Raw genomic sequence first — 25,843 nt, forward strand, 5'->3', positions numbered from 1 at the left:
AATGCTTATTCCATCTCTGCTTCGGAATCTTCCTCTGCATCTGCAGCTTCTTCTTCCGTTTCAGAAGACTCTTCCTCGTCTGCATCAGCATCTTTGTCTGCGGCGTCGGTATCCTCTGCATCATCCTCATCGGTGACGTCATCTGCCTGATCCTCAGACTCATCATCGCCAGTCTCGTCAGACTTATCTGCTGCATCCTCGGACTCGTCTACCTTGTCCTCAGAGTCATCTGCAGAATCGGTGTCTTTGATGTCATCAGAGGTGTTGTCCTCGTCGATGATGTCATCGGAGATTTCCTCTTTCTTGTCATCGGAAGCGATGATCTCGTCCTCTGCAGGAAGCTCAACATCTGCGATTGCTTCGATGTCGTCAATTCCAATCTCATCGGATTCTCCAACGTTGAAGGTAATGGGTTCATATCCATCCACGGAAATCTCTACTTTGTTTACCATACCATCTGCAAATGCATCTGCAGATAATTTCAGATAGCTGTAAACCATACCGTAACCATTGTCTGCTCCAGCTGCAACAAACTTCTTCGTACTGCTGGAATAGAGACTGTAGGCACGATCGTAGTCTTTGCCATTTACAGTTACTGCCATTGTCTTATCGCTCAGGTACTCGCTTAATGCCTTATCATCCTTTGCTGTAAAATCAATGCGGTAATATGCCGGATCCCATGTTCCTGCTTCCACATAAGTTGCAGATTGATATTCCGGTGTTACTTTCTCATCAGACAGTCCGTTCACTGTGAAGGTACAGGACTTATAACCATCTGCGGTAATTGTAATCTCCAGATCCTCGGACATATCTTCCGGTCTGAGTTCCAGTGCAGGTGTGGAGGAGTAGGAATTATATGCATAAATCTTACTGCCCTCTGTGCTTCCAACGCTCTCATAAGAATTCTTCAGCTTTGTATATTCACTGCCATTTACTCTTACGGTCAAGCGGTCTGAACTGAAGAAATCTTTTGCATTGCTGCCGCTGAATGTAAGGTTGTAGTAATCTCCATAGCCAGAGTTAGATTTTTTCACTTCTGCTTGCTCAAATACCGGTGCATCCTTGTCTTTCTGCTCGTTTGCACTTCCGGTGAAGTAGAACTCACGAACCTTATAACCATCTGCGGTGATCTTCACGCGGTGTTCGCCGCTCATATCTGCCGGACGAATTGCCAGAATGGATTTGTAAAATCCGTCACTCTCCTGAATGGAATAGCAGTTTGTATTGTCCTGATTCAGACCGCTCTCGTAGTGCTCTCCGTCCACATAAACAGCCAGAGTCTTGGATCTGAGCCACTCTTCTACATCATCTTCGGTCTTGCCATCCTTATCCAGGTCAACACCATCAAAGAAGATCTGGTAATACGGATCTTTTGCCAAAATACCGCTTTCTTCTTTCAGAACAGCCTCACGGAATGTCGGAACAGCTTTCCCATCTTCCGCCGGAGTCTCCACAGCCTCCTTCACCTCAAACTCCAGGGTCTTCGGTGCATAGCCTGCGTCTGCGTTTGCCTTTAACTGCAGGGTGTAGCTTCCTGCCTTTTTGAAGAGGTTCTTGCCAAGAATGACCATGCCATCCTCGATCTGATAATCTTCCTCACTGCCAATCTGACCTTCGCCAGCCGGAAGAACGATCTTGTTGTTCAGGGTAACTTCCTTCAGATTCTTCTGGAAATCACCTTTCAGATCTCCATCCTCTGCGGATGCATTGACATACACAGTCTGGCCTGCATGGTATACAGTCGCCTCTTCGCCGTCTGCTTTCTCCGGGTTTGCTGCCAGGGACAGTTCAAACACCTCTGTCTCTTTGCTTACCGTCAGGGTGATGGTGGCCTCTTTGTAGCCCTTAGCGACAATACGGAGTGTATGCTCACCTGCGCTTAACGGGGTCTTGGATTCGGTTCCATTTACGGTCTCATATGCGTAGATGATGAGCTGGGTTCCATCCTCGCTGAATGCGAACTGGGTCATATAGTTATCATTTCTGAGACCGATTGCGCTGCCATCCAGATATATGCCCTGGATTTTTTTGAAGTACTCGGTATCGTTTTCTGCAGTCAGTACCAGGTTCTCGCCCAGCTTGCCGGTAATACCTGTAAGAACCGGTGCATTTTTACCGACCATAGTGGAAAGGGTCTCGGTGCTGCCTAACTTACCATCCTCCAGAACGCGCTTAATCTGGTACGGACGTCCGTTAGATGACGGGGTTCCCTCATTCTGGTACTGTTCAAAGCTTACAAATCTGCCATCTCCAAGCTTTGCGTCTTTGACTGCATTTAAGTAATCGGTGAAATTATAGAACTCGTCTGCAGTATCATCGGTTACATACATGAGGTTCTGATCAAAATACCACTGTGCTACCGCGCTGCTCTCCGCAGTCGGGTTGATCTCATTTAAGATCAGAGCATTTGCCAGCAGATCGTGGTCAAATACCAGCCAGCCATTTACGGTGCTGCTGGAACCGGAATCATCAGAACCGGAACTGCTGCCACCGCCAATGGAAGTTGCACTGGACACCGCATCCACACCATAGTCATCCGTCTTCTGTACGGAGATGGCCTGGGCCAGGAAGGTCACAGCCTTCTTCACAGCAGATGCATTGCCAATCTCTACCTTCTTGCTCATGGTCTTGTAGCCATGGGCGTAGACCGTCACGGTGTATACACCTTCCTCATCGGTGATCACATTCTTCTCATCGTCAGTATCGACACCGCAGATGTGAAGCATGCTTCCGATCTCATACCACTGGCTGATCTTGGTCAGGGTCTTCACCTTGCCGGATGGCATGGTCAGATCAACACGGTAAATCGGGGAAAGGATCTCATTTCCGAAGCTCTCTCCATTCTTTCCAACGATATCAAAAGTGAAGCACTCGCCCTTCTGTGGGTTCGGGTTCAGGGAACCAAGGCTCATATTGAAATCGGTTGCGTCTACCAGTTCTACCGGAACGGTCAGTTTATTCTTGCTGTAGGAAGAAACCAGGTTCAGCTGATACTGTCCGCGGCTTCTCAGATTCGTTGCCGGAAGGGAAATGCGAATAATTCCGGTCTTTCCGTAAGTATCATCGGTACTGGTGGTAAAGGTCAGGTTGCCATTTACGATCTTGTTGTCGGTATCCATTGCCTTGATCGTAGTCAGCTTGCTAAACCATGCTTCCTGCTCCTCAGTCTTTAAGGAAAGCTTCACAAGAATCTCGCCCTTGCCATCCTGATCAATCTCAGCATCCGGTACATAGTAGCTGGACGGAACCTCAGAAGCTGCGTCACTCTTTGTACCATTTACTGCGAATGTAGTTTTGCCCGGATGTACGCGTACGTTTCCATCGGAATCGTAGTTATCCAGATAGTAATCAAACGCAGAAACCGGTCCGTTTGTTACCAGATTTGCTGGCGAGGAAGACGCATCGCCTTCCTCGGTCACGCGCTGAACATTCTCTTTGGAGAAGGTAACTCTCTGCTTCTCACCGTCTGCGTTTCTGGTTACATTGACGGTTCCCGGATTCCATACAGTAGTCTGCCATTTTACGATGGTGCCGTTATCATCCACATTGGTGCAGGCATCGGTGATGTCGATTCCATCCACCTCGATGGAGTAATCGTCAATACTGCCCTCATTGAAGGCAAACACTGCGTACTGGGTCCAGCCCAGATTGACAAGGGTAGTCTGCGCTTCTTTTAATAGCGGTTTTACTTCCGGAGTCTCAGCAGATCCGTTATCACCAGTATTTCCGCTGTTGTTTCCGTTATTGCCGGAATTATTTCCAGAGCCATTGGAGCTGGATCCACCAGAATGGCTGCCACCGCCAGAACTGCTGCCGCCACCGGAGCTGCTTCCGCCGCCAGTCATGCTGCCGCCCGGGCCTGCTTTCTGCTCGGTGCTGCTGAAGCCTTTTCCGGACTCAAAATGCGCATTTCCATCTTCACCGACCCACTGGCCCTGTTCATTGACCTGAAAGCCGTCCGGAGTTGCGCCGCCTTTTACCATCGTGCCTGCTCCCGGCGCAAAGTAATAGCAATATCCATCAATCCACTGCCAGCCGGTTTTCATGGAACCAAAGCTTCCGTCATGGCTGGTTCCGAAGAAACGTCTGCTTCCATCTGCTTCTTCTCTCCATCCACAGAACAGTCTGCCCTCAATTTCATTCTCGCCCGGTGCTGTGAAATAATAAGTCTGTCCATCGATCTGCTGCAGGCCCGTCAGCATAAGTCCTGTCTGCGGATCTAAATAATACCATCCGGATGCCGTCTCAATCCAACCGGTGCATACTGCTCCTGCTGCGTTGTAATAACGCCATCCCTGATTTTCATTGCCCCATCTGCCGGTTGTATCCGGCGCTGCGAAGACGACTCCGTTTCCCGGCACACACATTCCTGCTGCGATCATCACAGAAAGCGCCATGTGTCTGAAATGCTTTTTCATCTCCCTCTTCCTCCTTTTTCTTTGACATTTTTGTCCCCTTTTTTGTCATCTTTCAAAATGCAATTCGTTAGCGTAAGCTAACCGTTTGATAGTATATATATTTTCCCAATTATTGTCAATTAGCTTTCCTTATTTTTGGACTTATTGAAAATTTTTGTTCAATGCCGTTTTTTCTTGACTCTACAATTATTATAGACTTTATACTAAACAGCAGTATAATAAAAGCGTTATCACACGCAAGATAAGGAGATTTTCTATGGAGTACAATTTAACCACCGGCAGTGTCCCCAAAACCATTCTCTATTTCTCACTGCCCTATTTTCTTTCCTATTTCCTTCAGACTCTTTACGGCACTGCAGACCTGTTCATCATCGGACAGTTTAACGGCGTCGACAGCACCACAGCGGTCTCCATAGGCAGTCAGGTCATGCATATGCTGACAGTCATGATCGTGGGACTTGCCATGGGCACCACGGTTATGACCGGACGGGCTGTCGGAGCCCAGGACCGCAGACAAGTGAACCTGGCCGTCGGCAACACGGCATCCCTGTTCATGCTGCTGTCTGTTGCCCTGACCGCAATTCTGCTGTGCTTTGTAAAGCCCATTGTAGCGGTTATGTCCACGCCGGAGGAAGCCGTCCGCGGTACCATCACCTACCTGACTATCTGCTTTCTTGGCATTCCCTTCATCACAGCCTACAACATCATCAGCTCCATTTTCCGCGGTATGGGGGACTCCAAAAGTCCCATGTATTTCATTGCCATTGCCTGTGTCTTTAACATTACCCTGGACTATCTGTTCATCGGCGTGCTGAAGCTTGGCCCGGCAGGAGCTGCCCTGGGAACCACACTCTCCCAGACCATCAGCGTGCTGATTTCCCTGACCATGGTGTGCCGGAAAAAGATGATTCCAGACTTCCGGTTCTCAGATCTGAAGCCGGTCCGCGCCATGATGGGCGGACTTTTAAAGATTGGATTTCCCATCGCCATGCAGGATGGTTTTATCCAGATTGCCTTCATTGTCATCACCATTATTGCCAACCGCCGCGGCTTAAATGATGCCGCCGCAGTCGGAATCGTAGAGAAGATGATCAGCCTGTTTTTCCTGGTTCCATCCTCCATGCTGTCCACAGTTTCCGCCCTTTCCGCCCAGAATATCGGTGCCGGAAAACACGAACGCGCAAGCCAGACCCTGGCCTGCGCTACCACCATTGCGGTTTCCTACGGCATTGTGGTTTCCATCCTCATGCAGTTTGCAGGCAGCACTGTTGTCGGACTGTTTTCCAGTGATGCCGATGTTATTCGCCTGGGCACCCAGTACCTGCACAGCTATATCTGGGACTGCATCTTTGCCGGAATCCACTTCTGCTTCAGCGGATATTTCTGTGCCTATGGACAGTCAGGAATCTCATTTTTGCACAACATCATTTCCGTGCTGTGTGCCCGCATTCCGCTGGCCTACCTGGCATCGAAATACGTTCCGGGCACTCTGTTCCCCATGGGTTTTGCCGCCCCGGTGGGTTCCCTGCTGTCAGTGCTGATCTGTGTGGCCGCATTCATCTGGATGAAACGCAAATTGCCTGTTTTCCAATCAGGAGAGAACGCATAAAGCAGGAGGACTGACATGCCAAAACACGACTTGTTTTCCATTGGGGAAGTGGCCCAGATGTTCCATTTAAGCGTCGGCTCCCTACGGCACTACGAAAAAGCCGGACTCCTGAAACCGGAATACATCAGCCCGGAAAGCGGGTACCGCTACTACAGTACCCGGCAGTTTGAGGTGCTGACCACCATCCGCTTTCTGCGGATTCTGGACATGCCATTAGAGCAGATCCGTGATTTTTTAAATAACCGGGAAATATCAAAGATGCAGCATATGCTCCAAAACCAGAAGGAAGCTATTCTGCAAAAGAAGAAAGAACTGGAGCTCATGGAACGAAAAATCGACCAGCAGCTCGTCCTGATTGAAGATGCCATTCACTCGGATCTTGGCCGGATTTCTGTAAAGCACATTCTGGAAAAACGGGTGGCCTGGCTGAAAAATACGGTCTCTCCCAAGTCCTATTTTGACCTGGAAACCTCCATCCGCCAGCTGGAAAACGGGCAGAACGGCGCTGGGATCTGGCTTGGAAAAATCGGTGTCGGCATCGCTCTTTCCCGGCTTAAGGAGCATGCCTTTTCTACCTATGATATGGTGTTTCTCACCCTGGATTTTGATGAGCCTTATACCGGCACCACGGAAATCTGGCCCGCCTGTGACTGTGCCTGCCTGCGTTTTTGCGGCAGCCATAAGGATGCACCCAGACAGTATGAACTATTACTTAATTGGATAAAAGAAAACAGGATGGTCCCCTATGGTTTTTCCAGAGAAACCACCCTGATTGATGACGGGATCACCAGTGATCCGGACCGGTTCGTGACCGAGATTCAGATTCCGGTGCATCCCATCCAGGAATGAATTTGGCAAAAATTTAATTTGATTTTCAAACTACAGACCGTATTTTCCATCATGTTCCACTTTTTTCCGTCAGCCACCGCAGGATATCTCCAAATACTTCCGTCCGGTTCACTTCGTTTAACACCTCATGGCGCGCCCCCGGGTACAGCTTCATAGTCAGATCCTGCACCCCCACCTTCCGGTACAGGGCGGCCAGCTTTTTCACGCCCTTTCCGTTTTCTCCCACCGGGTCTTTGTCTCCGGCCAAAATCAGGTATGGAATATTTTTCGGCAGATAGCCCACCAGTTCCGTCTCCTCAGCAGCCCGGATTTCATGGAAAAAATCCCGGTACGCACCGGCGGTGAAAATGAAATCACACCGCGGATTATTTAAGAAGCGGTCCACATAGCGCTCATCTCTGGTGAGCCAGTCATAATCCGTGCGCACCGGCTGAAATTTCCGGTTGTAATTTCCAATGGAAAGCTCATACAGCAGACGGCTCCGGTAATGATTTCCCTTGATTTTTCCAAACAAAGCAGCCAGCATTTCCCCGGTAAACACCAGCTGAGGAGCCGGAAAACCGGTTCCCAGCAGAATGACTCCGTCTGGTTCTTTTCCCGGATATGCTGAAAGATAACGCCGGGTCAGAAACGAGCCCATGCTATGACCCAACAGGATATGCTTTGCGCCTGGATAGCGTGTTGCGCCATATCCGGCTACCCGGTGCATATCGCGAAGCAGGAAGGTACCGCCATGTTGTTCCGCAAAAAAGCCCCGTTCTTTTTTCGAAAGCTCCGCTTCGCCATAAGGAGCCGTATCCCCATGGCCCAGACAGTCATGTCCGATCACGGCAATGCCATGTTCCGCCAGGAACGATGCAAACTCTCCATAACGGCCCATGTGCTCGTTCATGCCGTGGACCAGCTGAACCCAGAGTTTGATTGCCTGAGATTCTGCCTCATCCGGCAGCCACTCCACACAATGCAGCCTGGACTTCCCATCACTGGACGGCAGATAAAAATCCCGTTTCTTCATATCTTATCATCACGCTCCATTTCCGCATTTCATCCTGAACTCGTAACTGTTCAGTACCCTCGCAGTTACCTGAACTCACGCAAAATTGCATTTGCGATCCAACCTCTTCCAATCACAAACTCAGAATCTTCGCGATTTCCAGATTCCCATCACTATCAGCATGCCACGAGGCGCCCGCTTCCATACGGAAATACAGATCGATCTCCGCTACAGGCTGGCGCCTACCATTTTTTCTTCCGTTTTGCACCTGGCGCACCACCATCTTGATCTGTCCATGGCGTTTCTTTAACAACGGGATCAGGCAGAAATACAGCCAGTCTTCCGCAAAAGAGAGATGGCCGAGACTTTTCCCGTCTTCCGTCTTTACCATGATCTTACTTCCCTGAAAGGATTCCGGAAACAGCCAGTCTCCCGCCTTTAACCCAGCCACCTGTTTTCCGTAAGTACCATAGGGTCCGCTGCCCAGAAAAGCCTGGAAATGATAGATGGGCCTGCCGTTTTTGTCGGTCTGCACCGGTTCCGATAACGTTTGCAGGGTCTTCACCGGATGCAGAAACTGACCGGCCAAAAGCTGAACCAGTCTGGCCTGGCGGGCAAAGCGCTCCTCGGAGCTGAGTCCACCGCCCTCCTGTCGCTCCCGGCGGCTTCGGAGATTTGTTCCAACTCTGTCATGACCGCCAGACGCCATCCACTGTTCCTCCGCCTGCTCCAGCAGTTCCTTCGAGGCGTGGTGAAGACTGGTGAGAAAGAGAGAAAATGCTTCCTCCTCCGGGTTCCAGTAATACCGGCCCCGGGCAGCTTTATAATAGAGGGGCGTCTCTGATTCTGTCTTCATGCTGTAATGACAGTAGATGTTACGCTCACAAAAGGCAGTTTCATTCTCTTTGCCATTCTGATATGGACACCAGGATGGGCTTTTTGCTGCACGTTTGCTGCGGCTTTGCCCACTGCTCCACATTTCAGAAGCACTCAATCCGCTTCGCCCGGATATCGGCTCTTCCGCCATTTCCAGACATACGTTCCGCACTCGCTCCCATTCACCGCTTTCCCAGACTTCCCGGATTACCCGGTACGCCTCATTGATTTCCTGGGACCGTCTGACATATTCCTGCTGCACCTGCTCTGATTTCTCCACGCCAGCCGCATCCGGGTGGAACTGCCCCATCAGTTTCCGGTATTTCTTCTTTGCGTCCTCAAAATCATCCTCCGCTGCCAACGCCAGAATCTGCACCGCCTGCGCTGCCTTCATTGGTCCACTGTATCTCATCCCACTCATCTAATTCATTCCATTCATCTATCTCATCCCTGCAGCATCCAGGCACCCAGTTCCCGGTGAACCCGTGCCGGATTCTTCTCAAAAATATTCACAAAATTCATTGCCGCTCCCCGCTCCTTAAAGGCCGGATACAGGAAACCAAACTCCGGCTCTCCTGGTTCGTACTCGCCAGTCAGCGGGCTGACCGTCAGAATCAGATACTCGTAAATCTCCTCCGATCCCTCCTGCCATTCCTTATCCGTCCCCTTCATCGGCACATCATAGCGCCCGTGAAACAGAAAAACCGCATACGGATATCCCGGCTGAAAATGTTCGCCGAATACTTCATAAAATAGATCCAGAGACGCGTCATTTTTCATGCCATCCCGCTTGATGGCATTCATAAGCTGCCACAGGCCGCCTGGCTTTCTCGCGCTGTCCGGAATGCGGTACTCCCGCAGCTGTTCGTTGGTTGTGGCAAACAGCACCGTCTTGGCCAGGTTTAAATTCTTTGTGCGCTCCGGCGTGGACAGCTTCAAAAAATTGGTATTGAAGGTTCCATCCACATAGCCCTCTTCATCGAAATAAGAACCGGCAATCCGTCCAATGGAGGAGCGGGCCGGTGTCATGCGCCGGGTCAGTTCCAGCATATCTTCACGATTTATCATAAGGATGCCCCATACGCAGCCAGAACCTGCGCCCGCAGCTGCTTCTTGGTCTCTTCACTGGCAAAGGCCGCGTCTGCTGCGTTCAGCACCACCTGCTTCTGCTGTTCTTCGGTCAGTCCAAACTCCCGCTTCAGATAGTCAAACTCCTTTGAGAGGCAGGTCCGCTCAATGCCCATATCATCCGTATTTACCGTCACATGGATGCCGCTCTCCAAAAAGCGCACCAGCGGGTACTGCTTCATATCCGGAATGGCGTGGGTCTGACGGTTGCTGGTGGGACACATTTCCAGAGTGATGCCCTTTTCGCGGATCAGATTCACCACTTCTTCATTCTCCATGCTGCGCACACCGTGTCCAATGCGTTTTGTTCCGGTCTGGATAGCCGCCCGCACACTCTCCGGACCATCTGCCTCTCCGGCATGTACCGTGTACGGGATGCCAAGCTCCTTCGCCTGTTCAAATAAACCAAGATATTTTGCAGTTGGGAACAGCGCCTCTGCACCGGCCAGATCCATGGCAGTTACACCGTGATCCTTCACCAGATATTTCTTCGCCAGCGCCAGGGTCTCCTCATTCGCTTTTTCATTGCCCTCGCCGCGCATGCAGCACAGGATCAGATTGCCCGGAATCGGAGCACTTTTAAGGCCTGCAATGGCTGCCTGCACCGCCTCTTCCTGGGTCATGCCGCCCAGGGTATGAAACTGCGGCGCAAAGCGCAGTTCCGCATAGATCACGCCATCCTGCGCCATATTTTCCAGAACCAGAGTTACTGCATTCTGTAATCCCTCCGGCGTCTGCATCAGGCGTCCAGGCAGGTCAAAGCACTGTAAAAAGTCATTTAAACTCTCACAGGAATCCGGCACCGAAAGCAGAGCCAGAAGCTCCTCGTCATTGTCCGTCGGCAGCGCAATGTTCTGCAGTGCCGCCAGTTTCTTCGCAATATCTACGGTAACACTTCCGTCCAGATGGGCGTGAAGGTCAATGTAACATCCATTCTGATTCATACAACTTTCACCTCTAATAGATATTTTTATTTACAGTTTTTCACTGATTGCGCAGCATCTTTTTTTGCAAAATGCGATGCCGTAGAGTTGAATATCCTTCCGGTCATCGTTTAGAAGATACTCCTGGTAACGGCGCTCTTTGATCTGTTGAAGCTCCTTCCGGCCTGAGTCAGATAACCGGTTGTAAAGAGGACACTCCAGAGATTTTTGATGCTCTGATCGATCTCATCATAGGTGAGATCCAGGCGAAGCTCCTTTTCGATCACTTCACCATTAGTCAGGCGCTCAATTTCATTTTTCGTTGTTTTATTTGCCTTATCGATAAAGCGCTTCACAAGATCATTTCCACTTGTATTGATCCAGTAGGCTTCCGGTTCTGCCTCCGGATCATCCTTCGCGCGATCCACAAAGTTTATGACATCCCAGGGGCAGTAGACATCCGTTTTTCCGAAACGGTAGCCATCGTACCAGTCTTTCACTTCCGGGAACCAGCCTTCCAGCTGATAATCAGAAAGCAGCTTTTTCACTTCCGTATCCGTAAAGCCAAACTGCTCATCGAAACGCGTATCTGTGATGGACAGAATTTTAAAGTTGTTAAGGCCCGTAAAGATGCTCTCCTTCGACACACAAAGACAGCCCGTCAATACCGCAAAAGCGAGCGCGTCGTTAGTTTTTAACGCTTTTCCGAACATCATCCGGATGAGCGAAACCATTTCCTTATAATAACCATGCTGAAATGCCTGATCGAGTGGCACATCGTACTCATCGATGAGAATGATGGTCTTCTTATGATAATATAAAGCCAACAGTTCAGAAAGCGTTTGCAAAGAACCAAGCAAGGCTTCCTCTGTCATCTGATAGCATCCGTTTGAAAATGTAGTCAGCGCCTCGTATGCCTTTTTCGCATTTCCATCCAGTGCTTCATTTTTCCTAAGAACGGAATACCTCGCTGCTTCCTTTGCTATCAGCTCCATCATCTGGTACTTCGCATGCTCGAAGCTGGATCCCTCAACATTTTTAAGTGAAAGAAAAATGACCGGATACTGCCCCATATGCTGCTCGCAAATGGCTTGATTTCCGGAAATATAGAGTCCATCAAAAAGCGACGGATTTTTTCAAACCCGTCCATTCCTACCGGAAGTTTTTGTTCTTTCATACATGTTTCTCCCGTTGCTTTATAGTTTTGTTTGCTTTTTATTATCTCATATATTTTTATAAAAATAAAGCACAAACAGCCAGGGAACCAAAGCCCCTGGCTGTCTGAAAAATTACATGTTCATTGTTACGTATTTTCAAATCTCCCCAAACTTCATCCGCGCTGCCTGCCTGATCAGCTCAGCTGCCTCCTCGATACTGTAATACGCGCTGTTGATGCACAAATCGCTGTTTAAAGTATCGTTCTGATATCCAGGGATATATTTTTTATGATAATGTTCCCGTGCTTTATCGGCCTCGTTTACAGCCCGCACGGCTTCTTTTCCGCTCATTCCGAAATATTCCACGCAGTTCTTTAAGCGCACTTCATAAGGCGCGTAAATGTAAACCCGCAGAAGTCTCGGCTCGTTTCTCAGGCAGTAAGCGCCGCAGCGTCCCACAATGATGCAGGAACCCTTGCTGGCGAAATCCTGAATGATACTCTGCTGCACCAGAAAGATTTCATCGCTCACATCCGGTGTTCCCAGTCCAAACGGATAACTGAGATAAGAGAACTTAGAACGGGTAACTTCCTCATCCCGACTGATCTGCTTGACGGAGGTATTCATCCGCTTTGCAGTCTCCTCGACAATGTCACGGTCCATAAACTCAATATGGAGTTGCTCGGAAAGTTCTTTCGCCACCAGGCGTCCGAAGGAGCCATACTGTCTGGAGATGGTGATCACATATTTTTCCATGTCTGCACCTCCGTTTAAAGTACCTTATTCAGGAAGCTGATGGTACGTGCCTCTTTCGGATTTAAAATGACTTCCTGCGGAGTTCCTTCCTCCACAATGTAACCGCCGTCCATGAAGATGACACGGTCTGCTACCTCTCGGGCAAAACCGATCTCATGGGTAACGATGACCATGGTCATGCCATCGGCAGCCAGCTGCTTCATAACCGCCAGTACCTCACCAACCATCTCCGGATCCAGAGCGGAGGTCGGCTCATCGAACAGCATAATGTCCGGTTTCATGCAGAGAGCCCGGGCAATCGCTACACGCTGCTTCTGTCCGCCGGAAAGCTGTGCCGGATAAGCATCCGCTTTCTCTTCCAGACCGACTCGTTTTAACATGGCCATGGCCCGCTCTTTTGCTTCTTTTTTATCGGCTTTTTTCAGCTCCGTCGGAGCCAGCATGAGATTATGGATTACATCCATGTTATTGAACAGATTGAAGTGCTGGAACACCATGCCGATGTTCTCCCGCACCTTGTTCATGTTTACCTTTTTGTCCGAAATATCGACACCATCTACCACAATGCTTCCGGCGGTAGCTGTCTCAAGCTTGTTTAAGCAGCGCAGGAAGGTGGATTTACCGGAACCAGACGGTCCCAGAATAACAACAACTTCGCCCTCATGGATCTCTGTGGAAATATCCCGCAGAACCTCCAGATCGCCGAAGCATTTGCGAAGTTTTTCGACTTTGATTTTTACAGCTTTATCGTTTGACTCCACGGTTCACCCTCCTCTCTACGATTTTCGCAAGATAAGACAGGATCGTAATGACGATCAGATACATGGCGCCGACAATAGTCCAGGTTTCAAAGGATTTGAAGGTGCCTGCCTGTACATTTTTCGCAGCCAGAACCAGCTCTGGGAAACCGATAACGGACAGAATGGACGTATCCTTTACGGTAATGATGAACTGGTTGATGATGCTCGGGATCATGGTGCGGATTGCCTGGGGAAGAATGATCTTTCTCATGGTTTTCCAGTATGGAAGACCCAGGGATCTTCCGGCCTCCATCTGACCGATATCCACGGACTGGATACCGGCACGGATGATCTCAGCCATGTAAGCGCCGCAGTTTAAGGCAAGGCAGATGACGCCGGCCTGAAGTGCTGACAACGTAAAGCCGTTTCCGATTCCCAGAATGGTATTGAGCAAATACGGAATACCAAAGAATACATAGAACGCCAGCACGATCATCGGCACACCACGTATTACGAATACGAAGATCTGTGCAATGATGTTGCATGCCTTGTTCTTAACTACACTGAGAAGTCCGAAGATCATTCCCAGGATACACGCGAATATCAAACCTAAGAAAGCAAGCAGCAGGGTCCGTCCCATTGCAATCAGAAGCAGCTGTCCGTAGGTGGTGATAATCTTAATCATAATGCCTCACCCTTTTCTTTTCTTGTTTTACTTGTTACAGTCGGCAAGGCCCGCGTAATGCGGGCCTGCCTGAATTTCTGAACTGAATTACTCGCCTAAGTACTTTGCGATGATCTCGTCGTAGGTGCCGTTGTCCTTGATGTCTTTCAGGCCAGCGTTGAACATGTCAACCAGCTCCTGCTTGCTGTCATCGAAAATTGCGAAACCATACTCAGCCGGGTCGTTGCCGGTGCCATCTACCAGTTTCATAGCGATGCCGGTATCTTTGATGTTGCTTGCCATGATCGGGGTATCATCGAAACATGCTGCTACCTGGCCGCCTACAACTGCCTGATACATAGTCGGTGAATCCTCAAAGTAGGTGATTTCAAATCCGTACTGATCCTTGATGCTTTCTGCGTAATCTGCGCTCATGGATGCGGTCTTTACTGCTACTTTCTTGCCCTTTAAATCATCAAAACCGGTAATATCAGAGTTCTCTGCAACTGCCATGCTCTGGTTTGCATCGTAGTAGCCGTCGGAGAAGATCCAGCCGGAATTCTTACGCTCATCGGTGATGGAGGCGCCTGCGATCATACCATCTGCCTGACCAGCCTGGCATGCTGCGATGGATGCGTCCCAGCCAAGTACCTGTACATCGTACTTAAAGCCCTGATCCTCAGCGATCGCCTTGAGGATCTCCATATCGATGCCTACGAAGTTGCCGCTGTCATCGGTATACTCGAAAGGTTTAAAAGCAGTATCGGTTGCGATGACCCAGGTCTTATCAGAGGTGTCTGCTGCTGCGGTGGTCTCATCTGCCTTAGATTCTGCCGCAGTCTCTGCTGCCGTGGTGTCTGCTGCTGCCGCGGTGGTGTCTGCGGTTGCGCTCTTGGAACCGCCACATGCGGTCATTGCTGCTGCCATTGCTGCTGCCATTACCATAACCAATGCTTTCTTTTTCATAATAATTCTCCTCTCTTTTTCCCGCTGCTGCTTTTCGCTGTTTCACGATCTGCCGCCGCGCATCTATCCAAACGGCCTTCTTCGCCGGTTTCGGATCTGATTTTTCTTTTCTTTAAATTCTATCTGCATTTGCAGGCATCCACAAACGCCTGAACAATTGCTTTGCATTCCAGATCTTCTTCAAAAGCAAATTCCGGATGCCACTGTACACCTGCAATAAAAGTTTTGTCCGGTACCGAAATAGCTTCCACCAGACCGTCCTCCGAATACGCCATGGCTTCCGCCTTCGGTGCCAGGTCTTTCACCGCCTGGTGATGATAGCTGTTCACCCCATGCTCTCCGGCTCCGATGATGTCCGCAAGAAGTGTTCCTTCCTTTACCGTAACCTTATGTACCGGCCTGTCATAGGGAGCTGTCATGTGATGCTCCGTCTCCGACGGATGTTCTGTGGGAAGATCCTGATACAGAGTTCCGCCAAGCAACACATTCATAAGCTGCACGCCCCGACAGATGCCAAATACCGGTTTGTCTTCCTTTAAAGCTTTCTCAAACAGGTAGGCCTCCATCTGGTCACGGCTGCTGCACGGGATTCCGCTGGTTTTCTTTGGTGCTTCGCCATACATGACAGGATCCACATCGTGGCCGCCGGTCATTAGGATGCCGTCACAAAGTTGAAAACAGTCATCCAGTTCCTCGTGGTCCATTGTTAACGGAAGCATAATGGGAAGGGCTCCGCAGGCTTCCAGAACCTTCATGTATCCGGGAAGCATCCAGTAACTGTCCTTGTCATCGTCATACAAAGGAATCAGTCCGATCAGTTTTTTCATCATGTCCATCTCCTTTCTTTCGATGCAAGGGTTTTGAGGTTGCATTTGGGGTCTTATTTATCTTTTTTGTTGTGAGGGAAAAGACAAAGGGCCTACATCTCCTTATCTGATGTAGACCCCTTTGTCTTGTCACGTATAATAGCATGGTGATTTACAAAAGTCAAGTTTATCCTGCCACTTTCTCTATTTTGCACACCATCTTAACTATTTTTTTTGCATTTTTCTTAATTATCTAAAGTTCACATTCTTTTTCTGTAGTATCCACAGTCAAAAAGTTGTGTAAAATACACAATGCAGATTGTAATTTTTAGGAATTTTCGCTATAATCAATCTGTTAGGAGGCTTTGACTTATGAAATTTTTGTACCAGACATTTACCGATTACAACCTGGAAGAATTTACGCGTTTCAACATGATTGTCCCGCTCCGGATCAGCAAATACCGCCCAAAGATTCTGGCTGTATGCTACATTCTCATGATCTTTTCCGGTTTCCTGCGGGTCTTCACGGATCCCGGTACCCCGGCATTTACCTATCTGCTTGTGGTATTTGCCATTCCGCTCGTACTTGTGTACGTTTCCAAGCGCCAGTGCCGCAGGGTTTACAACGCGAATCCCCAGCTGCAGGAACGGCATTCCGTCATGCGTTTCTATGAAGATCACCTTCAGGAGACCAGCAACCATCAGTCCGTTGATGTTCCTTACAGCAGCATTGCCCATCTGGTGGAAACCAGAACCCATTTTTATCTCATGACGGCGGCCAATCAGGGCATGATCATCATCAAAAAGAACTGCTCCGCCGAGCTGATCCAGTTTCTACATGAACTCAAACAATAATTTTGCCAAAAAATTATTTATTTGCCTTGAAAAAAAGTTTGTTTGCGATTAAAATAAAGGCCGGGAGGTTTACATTTATGTCTATTCAAACTTACATCCGGCGCTATGCCCTGTTTTTAACCGGGGTCATCTTAAGCGCCACCGGCATCGCCTTCATCACACGCGCGGGCCTGGGTACTTCACCGGTATCCGGTCTTCCGTTCGTTCTGAGCCTGATCACCAGCATTTCCATGGGAACCTACACGTTTTTGTTCAATATGACGTTTCTGGTCCTGGAAGCAATCCTTCGTAAGAAGTTCACCATTCAGCAGGCGCTGCAGATTCCGGTTACGTTCTTCTTCAGCTTCTGCATTGACAAAGCCATGGGCTTTATCCCGACCCGCTTCGGCGGTCCGTGGGGTCCATCCTTTGTTTACCTGGTCATTGGCTGCGTTATCATGGCACTCGGCATCAGTTTCGAGGTTATTGCCGATGTAATCATGCTTCCGGCTGAGGCGTTCGTACGCGAACTTTCGAAAAAGACCGGCATCCGCTTCGGCAACGTCAAGGTCGCATTCGACAGCACCCTGACCATCATGGCTATGGTAGTTGCCCTCATCGCGTTCCACAAGCTCAACGGTGTGCGTGAAGGCACCCTCATCAACGCCCTCTGCGTTGGCCAGCTGGTCCGCCTGTGGCGTTCCCTGATCGAGGCGCCGCTCAAAAAAATCTGTACGGCTGAACCCGTTGCAGAATAAATCTTAATATCCCTTCATACGAAAAGGAGCCGTCGCAAAATTTACCAATTTTGCGACGGCTCCTTTTCTGCTTGTCCAATCCTTCTATGCTTCCACGGTTTTTAAAAACAGCTCATGGATCCGGTTGTCCGCATCCAGCTCCGGATGAAAGGACATGCCAAACTGGTTTTTGCTGCGCACAGCCACAATGTGCCCGTCCACCTCGGCCAGCACCTGGGTTCCCGCCTTCGCTTCTTCTATATAAGGAGCGCGGATGAACGTCATGGGAACTTCCCCGATTCCGGCAAATTCCTGTACTGTGCGGAAGCTGCCCAGCTGTCTTCCGTAGGCATTGCGGCGCACGGAAACCGGAAGGGTTCCAAAATACACATGTCCGTCGTTGGTGAGCTGGTCAGCCAGTAAAATGAGTCCGGCACAGGTTCCAAGAACCGGCATGCCGCTCTCAATCCTTTCTTTTAAAGCATCAAACATATCCAGCTCCCGCAGAAGCTTTCCCTGAACCGTGCTCTCGCCGCCCGGAAGCACCAGGCCATCAAACTCTGTGTCCAGGTCCTTCTTCTGACGAAGCTCAAAACATTCTGCTCCCAGGGCCTCCAGCTTTTTCTCGTGTTCGATGAAGGCGCCCTGGACTGCAAGGACTGCAATCTTCATCTTATTTGCCCCTTTCTGCCATCAGAAGCGCAATCTCCTGCTCGTTGATACCGACCATGGCCTCGCCCAGATCCTCCGAAAGCTCTGCTAACATCTTGTGGTCATTGAAGTTGGTGACTGCCTTTACAATGGCTGCCGCGCGCTTCTTCGGATCACCGGATTTGAAGATGCCGGAGCCTACAAACACGCCCTCTGCGCCAAGCTGCATCATCAGGGCTGCGTCAGCCGGGGTAGCCACACCGCCTGCCGCGAAGTTTACCACCGGGAGACGTCCGTTGTCATGCACGTACTGAACCAGATCGTACGGAACCCGGAGAACCTTTGCCTCCTCAAACAGCTCATCCTCGCGCATGGAGGTGATCTTGGCAATCTCCTGATTCATCATGCGCATATGGCGTACGGCCTGCACTACATCGCCGGTTCCCGGCTCGCCCTTGGTGCGGATCATGGAAGCGCCCTCGTTAATGCGGCGAAGTGCCTCACCTAAGTCCTTCGCGCCACATACAAACGGAACATTGAATTTGCGCTTGTCGATATGGAACACATCATCCGCCGGGGAAAGCACTTCGCTCTCATCGATGTAATCGATTTCAATGGCCTCGAGAATCTGAGCCTCCACAAAATGGCCGATGCGGCATTTTGCCATGACCGGAATGGATACAGCCTCCTGAATGCCCTTGATCATCTTCGGGTCGCTCATGCGGGAAACGCCGCCTGCCACGCGGATGTCCGCCGGGATGCGCTCCAGCGCCATAACTGCGCAGGCGCCTGCTTCTTCCGCGATTCTTGCCTGCTCCGGGGTGGTAACATCCATGATGACGCCGCCCTTTAACATCTGTGCCAGCTGTTTATTTAATTCGTATCTCTCTGTATTCATTCCAGTAATCTCCTTTGCGTAAACGTTTTAATATGCGTTCCGGACCGCATTGGTTATCTTGTTGGAGATTATAGCGGTTATCTGGAATGTTTAAAATATCCAGTTTTATAGTTTTTAACCAGTCCAGTTTTGCCGATATCGAATTCATTTCCAAATCTAAGATGCGGAATATAATAAAAAGCACCAAAGAAATCAAACCAACTGTCGCTTTTTCAAACGCAGATATACAACTTCCCGGAATATCGTATAAAATACAGATACCATGGGGATAAATACAAGCATTCCTACGATCCCCATCAGATTTCCACCAATGGTTACCGCTGCAAGCACCCAGATGGACGGAAGACCTACGGAGCCTCCAACCACATGTGGATAGATCAGATTACCCTCGATCTGCTGCAAAAGTAAAAATACAACGATAAATAAAATTGCCTGCCTTGGGCTTACCATAAAGATCAAAAAACAGCCCATCCCACATCCGATGAAAGCTCCGAAGATCGGAACTAAAGCAGTAAATGCAATCAGCACTCCGATCAAAAGCGCATATGGCATGCGTAAGAGACTTAATGTGACGACAAACATGCTTCCAAGTATCACTGCTTCCAGGCACTGCCCGGTAAGAAAGCTTGCAAATGTCCGGTAGGTTAGGGAACAGATCTTCAAAAAAGCATCTGCTTTTTGTCCCGGAACAAATGCAAAAACTACTTTTTTCATCTGCTGCTGTAATTTCTCTTTCTCAAAAAGGATATAGCAGGCAAACGAAAAGGCGATAAAAAAGGTTGTTAATCCATTCACAATCGATCCCACTGCAGATACGGTCGTGTTCATCATATTTCCTGCGCCATTTCCCAGAATACCGATTCCCCACTTGATCGCCTGGTCAGGATCAAACTGCAGCTGGTTTACCAGCTGCATCATCTCCTGATTATTATGAGAAAATTCCCGGACCCAGTTCTGCAGCTCCGGAATAAAATCAGCGATACTCAGCATCAGGCTTCCCATGGTACGTGTCAGCTGTGGAACCACGCCAAGCATCACTAAGGCGATCACACCAAACAATAACACCACAGTAAGAATGAGACTGACCGGTCTTGCCAGTTTTCTGCCTGTCTTATTGCCTTTTTTGCTCTTATCAAACAGCTTCTTCTCCAGAAAGCTCATAGGCACATTGATCACAAATGCAATCGCCCCGCCAAGCGCAAACGGAAATACGATGTTCCATATCGTTCTGATCACATCGAGCACAACATCAAACTTCCACAGAGCCACAACAAGAAGTGCTGTAAACACGATCAGTTCCCGAAGTTTTTTCATAGACATGTTGCTAAAATCCACTATTTTTCCCACCTTTTCTCAACTTTATACGGATCCATTTCAGTAATTGGATGACCAGCATACTGGCAAATGCATACAGATATACAAAACCAAGCTGTACAAGATCCAGAGTCTCCACTTTAAACACATGATGAAGTCCCGGAAGCGTCAGTACTGCCGTAATGAATGCTGCCCCAAGTACAAATGCGCTCAGAAGCCATGGATTGTTCAAAAACTGCTTTGTCAAGATCACTGGATGATCTGATTTGCAGTTGAATCCATGGAACAGGCGTGCCAGGCAAAGCGTTCCAAATGCATATGTGCTTCCAAGCAGCGCACCGTCCTGGTGATATCCCGTCATAAATCCGATCATCGTCATTGTGCCAATCACCAGACCTTCCAAACCGATCTTGCTAAGAAAATTTCTGGTCAGTATTGACTCGTCAGCAGATCTTGGTTTTTCTTTCATCACTTCCCCATGATGTGGTTCCATTCCCAGCGCAATGGCCGGAAGACTGTCCGTCAAAAGATTAATAAACAGCAGATGTACCGGTGCAAACGGGAGCGGAAGCCCAAAAACCGATGCACAAAGAACCGTAAGAATTGCTCCAAAATTTCCAGATAAAAGAAACTGGATCGCATTCTTAATGTTCTGATATAGATTTCGTCCATTTTCCACTGCTTTTACAATCGTTGCAAAGTTATCATCTGTGAGCACCATAGCTGCGGCATCCTTGGCAACCTCGGTTCCGGTCACTCCCATTGCAACACCTATGTCTGCCTGCTTTAATGCTGGAGCATCATTCACTCCATCCCCGGTCATTGCCACAATTTTCCCTCTCTGCTGCCATGCACGGACAATACGGATCTTATGCTCCGGTGAGACTCTCGCATATACGGAAATGTGGGGAACAAATTCCTTCAGCTGATCATCACTCATCTTTTCAATATCAGCACCCTCACAGGCTTCCGACAGATCATGGAGAATACCGATTCGCTTCGCTATCGCAGCTGCCATGATTTTATGATCTCCTGTAATCATAACCGGCCGGATTCCTGCCTTTATACATTCTGCAACTGCCGCCTTTGATTCTTCTCTCGGCGGATCCATCATCGCAATCAGTCCAAGGAATACAAGATGGTTCTCATCCTCTGCCGTTAATATATGCTTATCCGGAATATCCCGGTAAGCAAACGCCAGTACCCGGAGTCCTTCCATTGAAAAATCCTGATTCTGCTGTCGGATGATCTCCTTGTCCTTCTCCGTTAGCTCCCGAACTCCGGCACTGGTCCAGATCCATTCTGTCCGTGTCATCAGACAGTCGATCGCACCTTTTACGATCATTCGATTCTCGCCATCGATCCGGTGAAGTGTTGACATCATTTTCCGGTCGCTGTCAAATGGGATTTCTCCTTTTCTAGGGGAAAGCCTTCTTACCTCTGCAGCCTCGACCCCATATCGCTTTCCCAGATTGATCAGTGCCATTTCCGTCGGATCTCCGATCTCCATCCCATTTTCATTGGTAGAATCATTGCACAAAATACTATCATATAAGAGACAGCTTTGGGCCGGATCTGAGATATCAACTGCAGCTGCCGCAATCCGTTTCCCATCGATATAATAATCTTCTACTGTCATTTTATTCTGCGTCAATGTTCCTGTTTTATCCGAGCAAATAACCGAAACACTTCCAAGACCTTCCACAGCCTGAAGTTTCCGGATGATCGCATGCTCTTTTGCCATCTTCTGTGTCCCAAAGGAAAGAACAATGGTAACGATCGAGCTTAATGCTTCTGGAATCGCTGCAACCGCAAGGGCTACCGCAAACATAAATGCACTGCTGATCTTCTCACCACGAAACACATTGACCGCAAACAAAATACCACAGAAGACCAGGATCAAAATCGACAGCTTCTTTCCGAATTCTTCCAGACTCACCTGAAGTGGCGTCTGCTTTTCTGAAGTCGTTTTTAAAAGTCCCGCAATCTTTCCAACCTCAGTCTGCATTCCGATGTCTGTTACAACCACTCTGCCGCGTCCATATGTCACAAAACTGCCAGAGAACATCATATTAGAACGATCTCCCAGCGCTGCTTCCTCTAAAATTGGATCTATGCTTTTCTCAACAGCAAGGCTTTCCCCGGTAAGAGCACTCTCATCCACCTTCAGGCTTGCATTTTCGATCAGTCTTCCATCTGCCAGGATCATATCGCCTGCCTCTAAGAGGATCACATCACCAACAACCAGTTCTCTTGCAGGAAGCAGGACAACTGCACCATCGCGCAATACCTTTGCCTGAGGACCAGAAAGCTTTTTCAGGCTCTGCAGGGACTGTTCCGCTTTTACCGTCTGCACAGTTCCCAAAACTGCATTCATGGTGATCACGATCATGATCACTGCTGCACTCTCCACATCTCCGAGTATGCCGGATATAACTGCCGATGCGATCAGGATCAGTACCAGGAAATCCTTATATTGTTCACCAAAAATCTGCAGGATGCTTTTCTTTTTTCCTTCAGTCAGCTCATTCCAGCCACAGGCTTCCCTGGACCTTTTTACTTCTTCATCTGTAAGACCTGATTCTCTGCTTTTTACACGATCCAAAACTTCTTCTACCGTCTGTTGGTATATTTTTTTCATTATCTTCTTCCTCCTTTTTCTAAATACTTACCAATTGTATCTCTTATGCAATGAAGAATTTCTTCGATAATGAAAAAAAAGAAACCTTTATTGCATAAAACATGCAATAAAAGTCTCACCATTTTCTTGTGGCACCGGATGTTTCCATCGTACTGACGACACCACAAACACAGATCACCAAGTGTAGGTTACTCCCTTTTATTTAGGATATAATCATATATCAAAAGCATTCACTCTGTCAAGCCCTTAACCAGAAATTGCCTGGTCGATCGTAACAGTTCAGCCATGCCCATTTTGGCTTTCATACCGATATCGAATTCATTTCCAAATCTAAGATGCGGAATATAATAAAAAGCACCAAAGAAATCAAATCAACTGCCACATGATAAAATATAGCACATATCGCTACGAAATTGAAAAGTCGCTCCAGCCTGATAAATAAAGGCTTTAGATTGTGTTATGACATAATGCGGACCGCGATTTCCGTCACATACTCTTCCGCACTTGTCACCGCAAGCTGATCCACCATATCGCGCTCCAGATACACCGTATCTGTCTGGATCTCATGTTTCTTCCGGTAATCTTCCATGCGCTCATAGGCTTCCCCGATGTTCTTCCAGTGTCCCACATGAAATCCCGTCAGGTAATCGCCCTCCGGCATGATCCGGTATTCCATGTGCTGTGGTTTCTGCTCCAGAAGAAGAAGGACATTGTCATAGGCATTGTAAATCTGCCTGGACAGATTTTTTCCGTACTGCAGATATGCCACCTCATAATCATTGCGCTGTTCCGCATGTTTAAAATCCAGAATCAGCCGGTTGGTTTTTTCCATATAATCCTTCTCCGATGTTCCGTCAATCTGGCGGATCAGATAATACCGCTCCGGAAAATGATGGATCCCGATTTCCGAAAAATCCTGCTGCATGACCATGCTGATCTTTTTCCGCCGCTGCCGGATCCACCCCCGCATCGTTTTTAACCGGGTAAGTTCCTGCTCAATCTGCTGTTCCCGTTCTGTAAAGATCCGAAGCAGTTCTTTGGGACTGCGCACCTGCAGAAACTGCCGGATTTCCTTCAGCGGCATGCCCAGATCCCGGAGCATCAGAATGGTTTCCAGTGTCTCCAGCTGATAGAGGGAATACATGCGGTAGCCATTCTCCGCCACATATTCCGGGGAAAACAGGCCAATGTCATCGTAATGAAATAAGGTGTGTTTGGAGACGCCCATCAGCGCGGCAAATTCTCCTGTGGTCATATACAAATTACGGTCCATATGCGTTCCCCCTTCGCTCTGTCCTGACTTTTTACGAACTCTCGCTGCTATTACATTGTGCAAACAGTAACGGACTCTCCATTATTGTAAAAAATATATCCAAACTTCTTGACTATCGGGTAACCCTATGGTTTATTCTCTCAAAGGTCATAAAATTTTTCAAGTTATTTTCCATTTTTATAAGGAGTTTTTGATTATGAGTACATCCATCAGTCAGCATTTCTCCCCATGGAGTCTGCTGAAATTCGCATTTCCTTCTATTATTATGATGATGTTCATGTCCCTCTACACCATTGTGGACGGCATCTTCATCTCCCGTTTTATTGGCAGCAATGCCCTGTCTTCCTTAAACATCGTCTACCCGGTAGCCAGCGTGGTCATTGCCATAGGCACCATGCTGGCCACTGGCGGCAACGCAGTCATCAGCCGGTATCTGGGCGAGGGCAAACAGCAGCTGGCCAAAGAATGTCTCTCTCTGTTTACTCTGGCCGGATTTCTGTTAAGCCTGCTGACGTCCATCCTGGCCCATCTGTTCCCGGATTTCATCAGCCGCGCGCTCGGTGCCAACGATCTGCTGTTAGCAGACTGCCGCACCTACCTTACCGTCCTCATGACCTTCGCCCCGGCCTGCATGCTCCAGACCCTGTTCCAGTCCTACCTGGTAACCGCCGGAGCCCCGCACCTTGGGCTGTTTCTCACCATGATTGCCGGTGTCATCAACGCGGGGATGGACTATGCGCTGATCGTGTATTGCAACCTTGGCATTGCCGGAGCCGCCCTGGCTACCGGACTGGGACAGATGGTCCCGGCCCTGGCCGGACTAGTCTTTTTCCTGAACCAGAAGCATACGCTTCATTTAACCCGCTTCACCATGCACACAAAAGAACTGATCCAGGCCTGCTACAACGGTTCCTCCGAGATGGTCAACCAGCTTTCCAACGCCGTAATCACCTTTTTGTTCAACATCATCCTGATGCGCCTGGCCGGACCAAACGGAGTAGCCGCCATCACAATCCTGCTGTACGGACAGTTTCTGTTCAATGCCTTTTATCTGGGCTTTTCCATTGGCATCAGCCCGATTGCGGGATACCAGTACGGTGCCAGAAACCGCAAAGAGCTGAAAAGCATTTACCGGATTTCCTTCCTGTTCGTCAGCATCTCCTCTGTGATCATAGCCTTTGCTGCGGTCTACCTTTCTACCAGCATTGTAACCATCTTCACGGATGATCCGGGAACCTACGCACTGGCCGTGACCGGATTTGGAATCTTTGCCTATAACTTTTTATTCAGCGGTTTTAACATTGCCTCCTCCGGCTTTTTCACCGCCCTGTCCAACGGAAAAGTATCCGCCATCATCTCCTTTTGCCGCACCCTGCTCTTCACCGTGATCTCACTGCTGGTGCTGCCTCAATTCTTCGGCGTCAATGGAGCGTGGCTGGCCATTCCGGTGGCAGAATTTGTGACACTGCTGCTGTGCATCGGGATGCACAGGAAGTACTTCTATGTAGAGGGAAAGCAGAATTACTTTCATTAATAGTATCGGAAACAATCGGTCTCAGGCACAAAAAAGGTAGTGGCTTCCATTACCTACGCGCCTGCAGACCGATTT

Annotated in this window: 20 protein-coding genes and 1 pseudogene; 5 read left to right on the forward strand and 16 right to left on the reverse strand. The window is 48.9% G+C overall.

The features are described from left to right. Positions 1–5 precede the first annotated feature (5 nt). Positions 6–4,418 (reverse strand): N-acetylmuramoyl-L-alanine amidase family protein, encoded by a 4,413-nt coding sequence (locus WMO41_RS06675; RefSeq protein WP_349229076.1) that lies wholly within the window; start codon positions 4,416–4,418, stop codon positions 6–8. Between the two features lie 256 nt (positions 4,419–4,674). Between WMO41_RS06675 and WMO41_RS06680 the strand changes: the two genes are divergently transcribed. Together WMO41_RS06680 and WMO41_RS06685 are read left to right on the forward strand one after the other, a co-directional pair. Further along, positions 4,675–6,027, forward strand: a complete 1,353-nt coding sequence (locus WMO41_RS06680) for an MATE family efflux transporter (RefSeq protein WP_349229077.1) — start codon at positions 4,675–4,677, stop codon at positions 6,025–6,027. 15 nt (positions 6,028–6,042) lie between these two features. Then, complete coding sequence (locus WMO41_RS06685) at positions 6,043–6,876, forward strand: MerR family transcriptional regulator (protein ID WP_349229078.1); 834 nt, start codon at positions 6,043–6,045, stop codon at positions 6,874–6,876. A gap of 49 nt (positions 6,877–6,925) precedes the next feature. On the opposite strand, the gene WMO41_RS06690 is transcribed toward WMO41_RS06685, so the two are convergent. The 10 genes and pseudogenes from WMO41_RS06690 to WMO41_RS06740 form a co-directional block, all read right to left on the reverse strand. Continuing rightward, on the reverse strand, positions 6,926–7,891 hold the full coding sequence (locus WMO41_RS06690; RefSeq protein WP_349229079.1) for an alpha/beta fold hydrolase: 966 nt from the start codon (positions 7,889–7,891) through the stop codon (positions 6,926–6,928). 112 nt (positions 7,892–8,003) lie between these two features. Then, positions 8,004–9,158, reverse strand: coding sequence for a J domain-containing protein (locus WMO41_RS06695; protein ID WP_349229080.1), 1,155 nt, complete (start codon positions 9,156–9,158; stop codon positions 8,004–8,006). Between the two features lie 32 nt (positions 9,159–9,190). Beyond that, complete coding sequence (locus tag WMO41_RS06700; protein WP_349229081.1) at positions 9,191–9,814, reverse strand: DUF4317 family protein; 624 nt, start codon at positions 9,812–9,814, stop codon at positions 9,191–9,193. Continuing rightward, positions 9,811–10,818, reverse strand: coding sequence for an adenosine deaminase (add, locus tag WMO41_RS06705; protein ID WP_349229082.1), 1,008 nt, complete (start codon positions 10,816–10,818; stop codon positions 9,811–9,813). The genes WMO41_RS06700 and add overlap by 4 nt, the downstream gene beginning before the upstream one ends. Before the next feature lie 152 nt (positions 10,819–10,970). Then, positions 10,971–11,924, reverse strand: a pseudogene (locus WMO41_RS06710) (AAA family ATPase); the annotation flags it as partial. 186 nt (positions 11,925–12,110) lie between these two features. Next, positions 12,111–12,710 carry a cytidylate kinase-like family protein gene (locus WMO41_RS06720; RefSeq protein ID WP_349229084.1) on the reverse strand — a complete coding sequence of 200 codons (600 nt, stop codon included), beginning with the start codon at positions 12,708–12,710 and terminating at the stop codon, positions 12,111–12,113. A gap of 14 nt (positions 12,711–12,724) precedes the next feature. Next, complete coding sequence (locus WMO41_RS06725; protein ID WP_349229085.1) at positions 12,725–13,471, reverse strand: amino acid ABC transporter ATP-binding protein; 747 nt, start codon at positions 13,469–13,471, stop codon at positions 12,725–12,727. Further along, positions 13,455–14,135 (reverse strand): amino acid ABC transporter permease, encoded by a 681-nt coding sequence (locus WMO41_RS06730; RefSeq protein ID WP_349229086.1) that lies wholly within the window; start codon positions 14,133–14,135, stop codon positions 13,455–13,457. The genes WMO41_RS06725 and WMO41_RS06730 overlap by 17 nt, the downstream gene beginning before the upstream one ends. A gap of 87 nt (positions 14,136–14,222) precedes the next feature. Then, positions 14,223–15,080, reverse strand: a complete 858-nt coding sequence (locus WMO41_RS06735) for a transporter substrate-binding domain-containing protein (protein WP_349229087.1) — start codon at positions 15,078–15,080, stop codon at positions 14,223–14,225. A gap of 119 nt (positions 15,081–15,199) precedes the next feature. Continuing rightward, positions 15,200–15,910: a gamma-glutamyl-gamma-aminobutyrate hydrolase family protein gene (locus tag WMO41_RS06740; RefSeq protein ID WP_349229088.1), complete on the reverse strand. Its 711-nt coding sequence runs from the start codon at positions 15,908–15,910 to the stop codon at positions 15,200–15,202. A 348-nt stretch (positions 15,911–16,258) separates the two neighbouring features. Here WMO41_RS06740 and WMO41_RS06745 point away from each other — a divergent pair, with 348 nt between their 5' ends. Both WMO41_RS06745 and WMO41_RS06750 read left to right on the forward strand, forming a co-directional pair. Then, a complete protein-coding gene (locus WMO41_RS06745) occupies positions 16,259–16,741 on the forward strand; it encodes a YcxB family protein (RefSeq protein ID WP_177291322.1) in 483 nt (160 codons plus the stop codon). Positions 16,742–16,818: 77 nt separating this feature from the next. After that, on the forward strand, positions 16,819–17,478 hold the full coding sequence (locus WMO41_RS06750) for a YczE/YyaS/YitT family protein (RefSeq protein WP_349229089.1): 660 nt from the start codon (positions 16,819–16,821) through the stop codon (positions 17,476–17,478). Positions 17,479–17,562: 84 nt separating this feature from the next. Here the strand turns inward: WMO41_RS06750 and pdxT are convergent, their stop codons facing one another. The 5 genes from pdxT to WMO41_RS06775 form a co-directional block, all read right to left on the reverse strand. After that, positions 17,563–18,129 carry a pyridoxal 5'-phosphate synthase glutaminase subunit PdxT gene (pdxT, locus tag WMO41_RS06755; RefSeq protein WP_349229090.1) on the reverse strand — a complete coding sequence of 189 codons (567 nt, stop codon included), beginning with the start codon at positions 18,127–18,129 and terminating at the stop codon, positions 17,563–17,565. Between the two features lies 1 nt (position 18,130). Beyond that, positions 18,131–19,006: a pyridoxal 5'-phosphate synthase lyase subunit PdxS gene (gene pdxS / locus WMO41_RS06760; protein ID WP_349229091.1), complete on the reverse strand. Its 876-nt coding sequence runs from the start codon at positions 19,004–19,006 to the stop codon at positions 18,131–18,133. Between the two features lie 192 nt (positions 19,007–19,198). After that, positions 19,199–20,341, reverse strand: coding sequence for an AI-2E family transporter (locus WMO41_RS06765; RefSeq protein ID WP_494338431.1), 1,143 nt, complete (start codon positions 20,339–20,341; stop codon positions 19,199–19,201). Further along, entirely contained in the window at positions 20,331–22,961 is a 2,631-nt protein-coding gene (locus WMO41_RS06770) for a cation-translocating P-type ATPase (protein ID WP_349229093.1), read from the reverse strand. The genes WMO41_RS06765 and WMO41_RS06770 overlap by 11 nt, the downstream gene beginning before the upstream one ends. Before the next feature lie 457 nt (positions 22,962–23,418). Continuing rightward, positions 23,419–24,234, reverse strand: coding sequence for a MerR family transcriptional regulator (locus WMO41_RS06775; RefSeq protein WP_349229094.1), 816 nt, complete (start codon positions 24,232–24,234; stop codon positions 23,419–23,421). Positions 24,235–24,430: 196 nt separating this feature from the next. Here WMO41_RS06775 and WMO41_RS06780 point away from each other — a divergent pair, with 196 nt between their 5' ends. Beyond that, positions 24,431–25,768, forward strand: a complete 1,338-nt coding sequence (locus WMO41_RS06780; RefSeq protein ID WP_349229095.1) for an MATE family efflux transporter — start codon at positions 24,431–24,433, stop codon at positions 25,766–25,768. Positions 25,769–25,843: the final 75 nt, after the last annotated feature.

It is taken from the genome of Ventrimonas faecis, from assembly GCF_040096075.1.
Taxonomy (GTDB): Bacteria; Bacillota; Clostridia; order Lachnospirales; family Lachnospiraceae; genus Brotaphodocola; species Brotaphodocola faecis.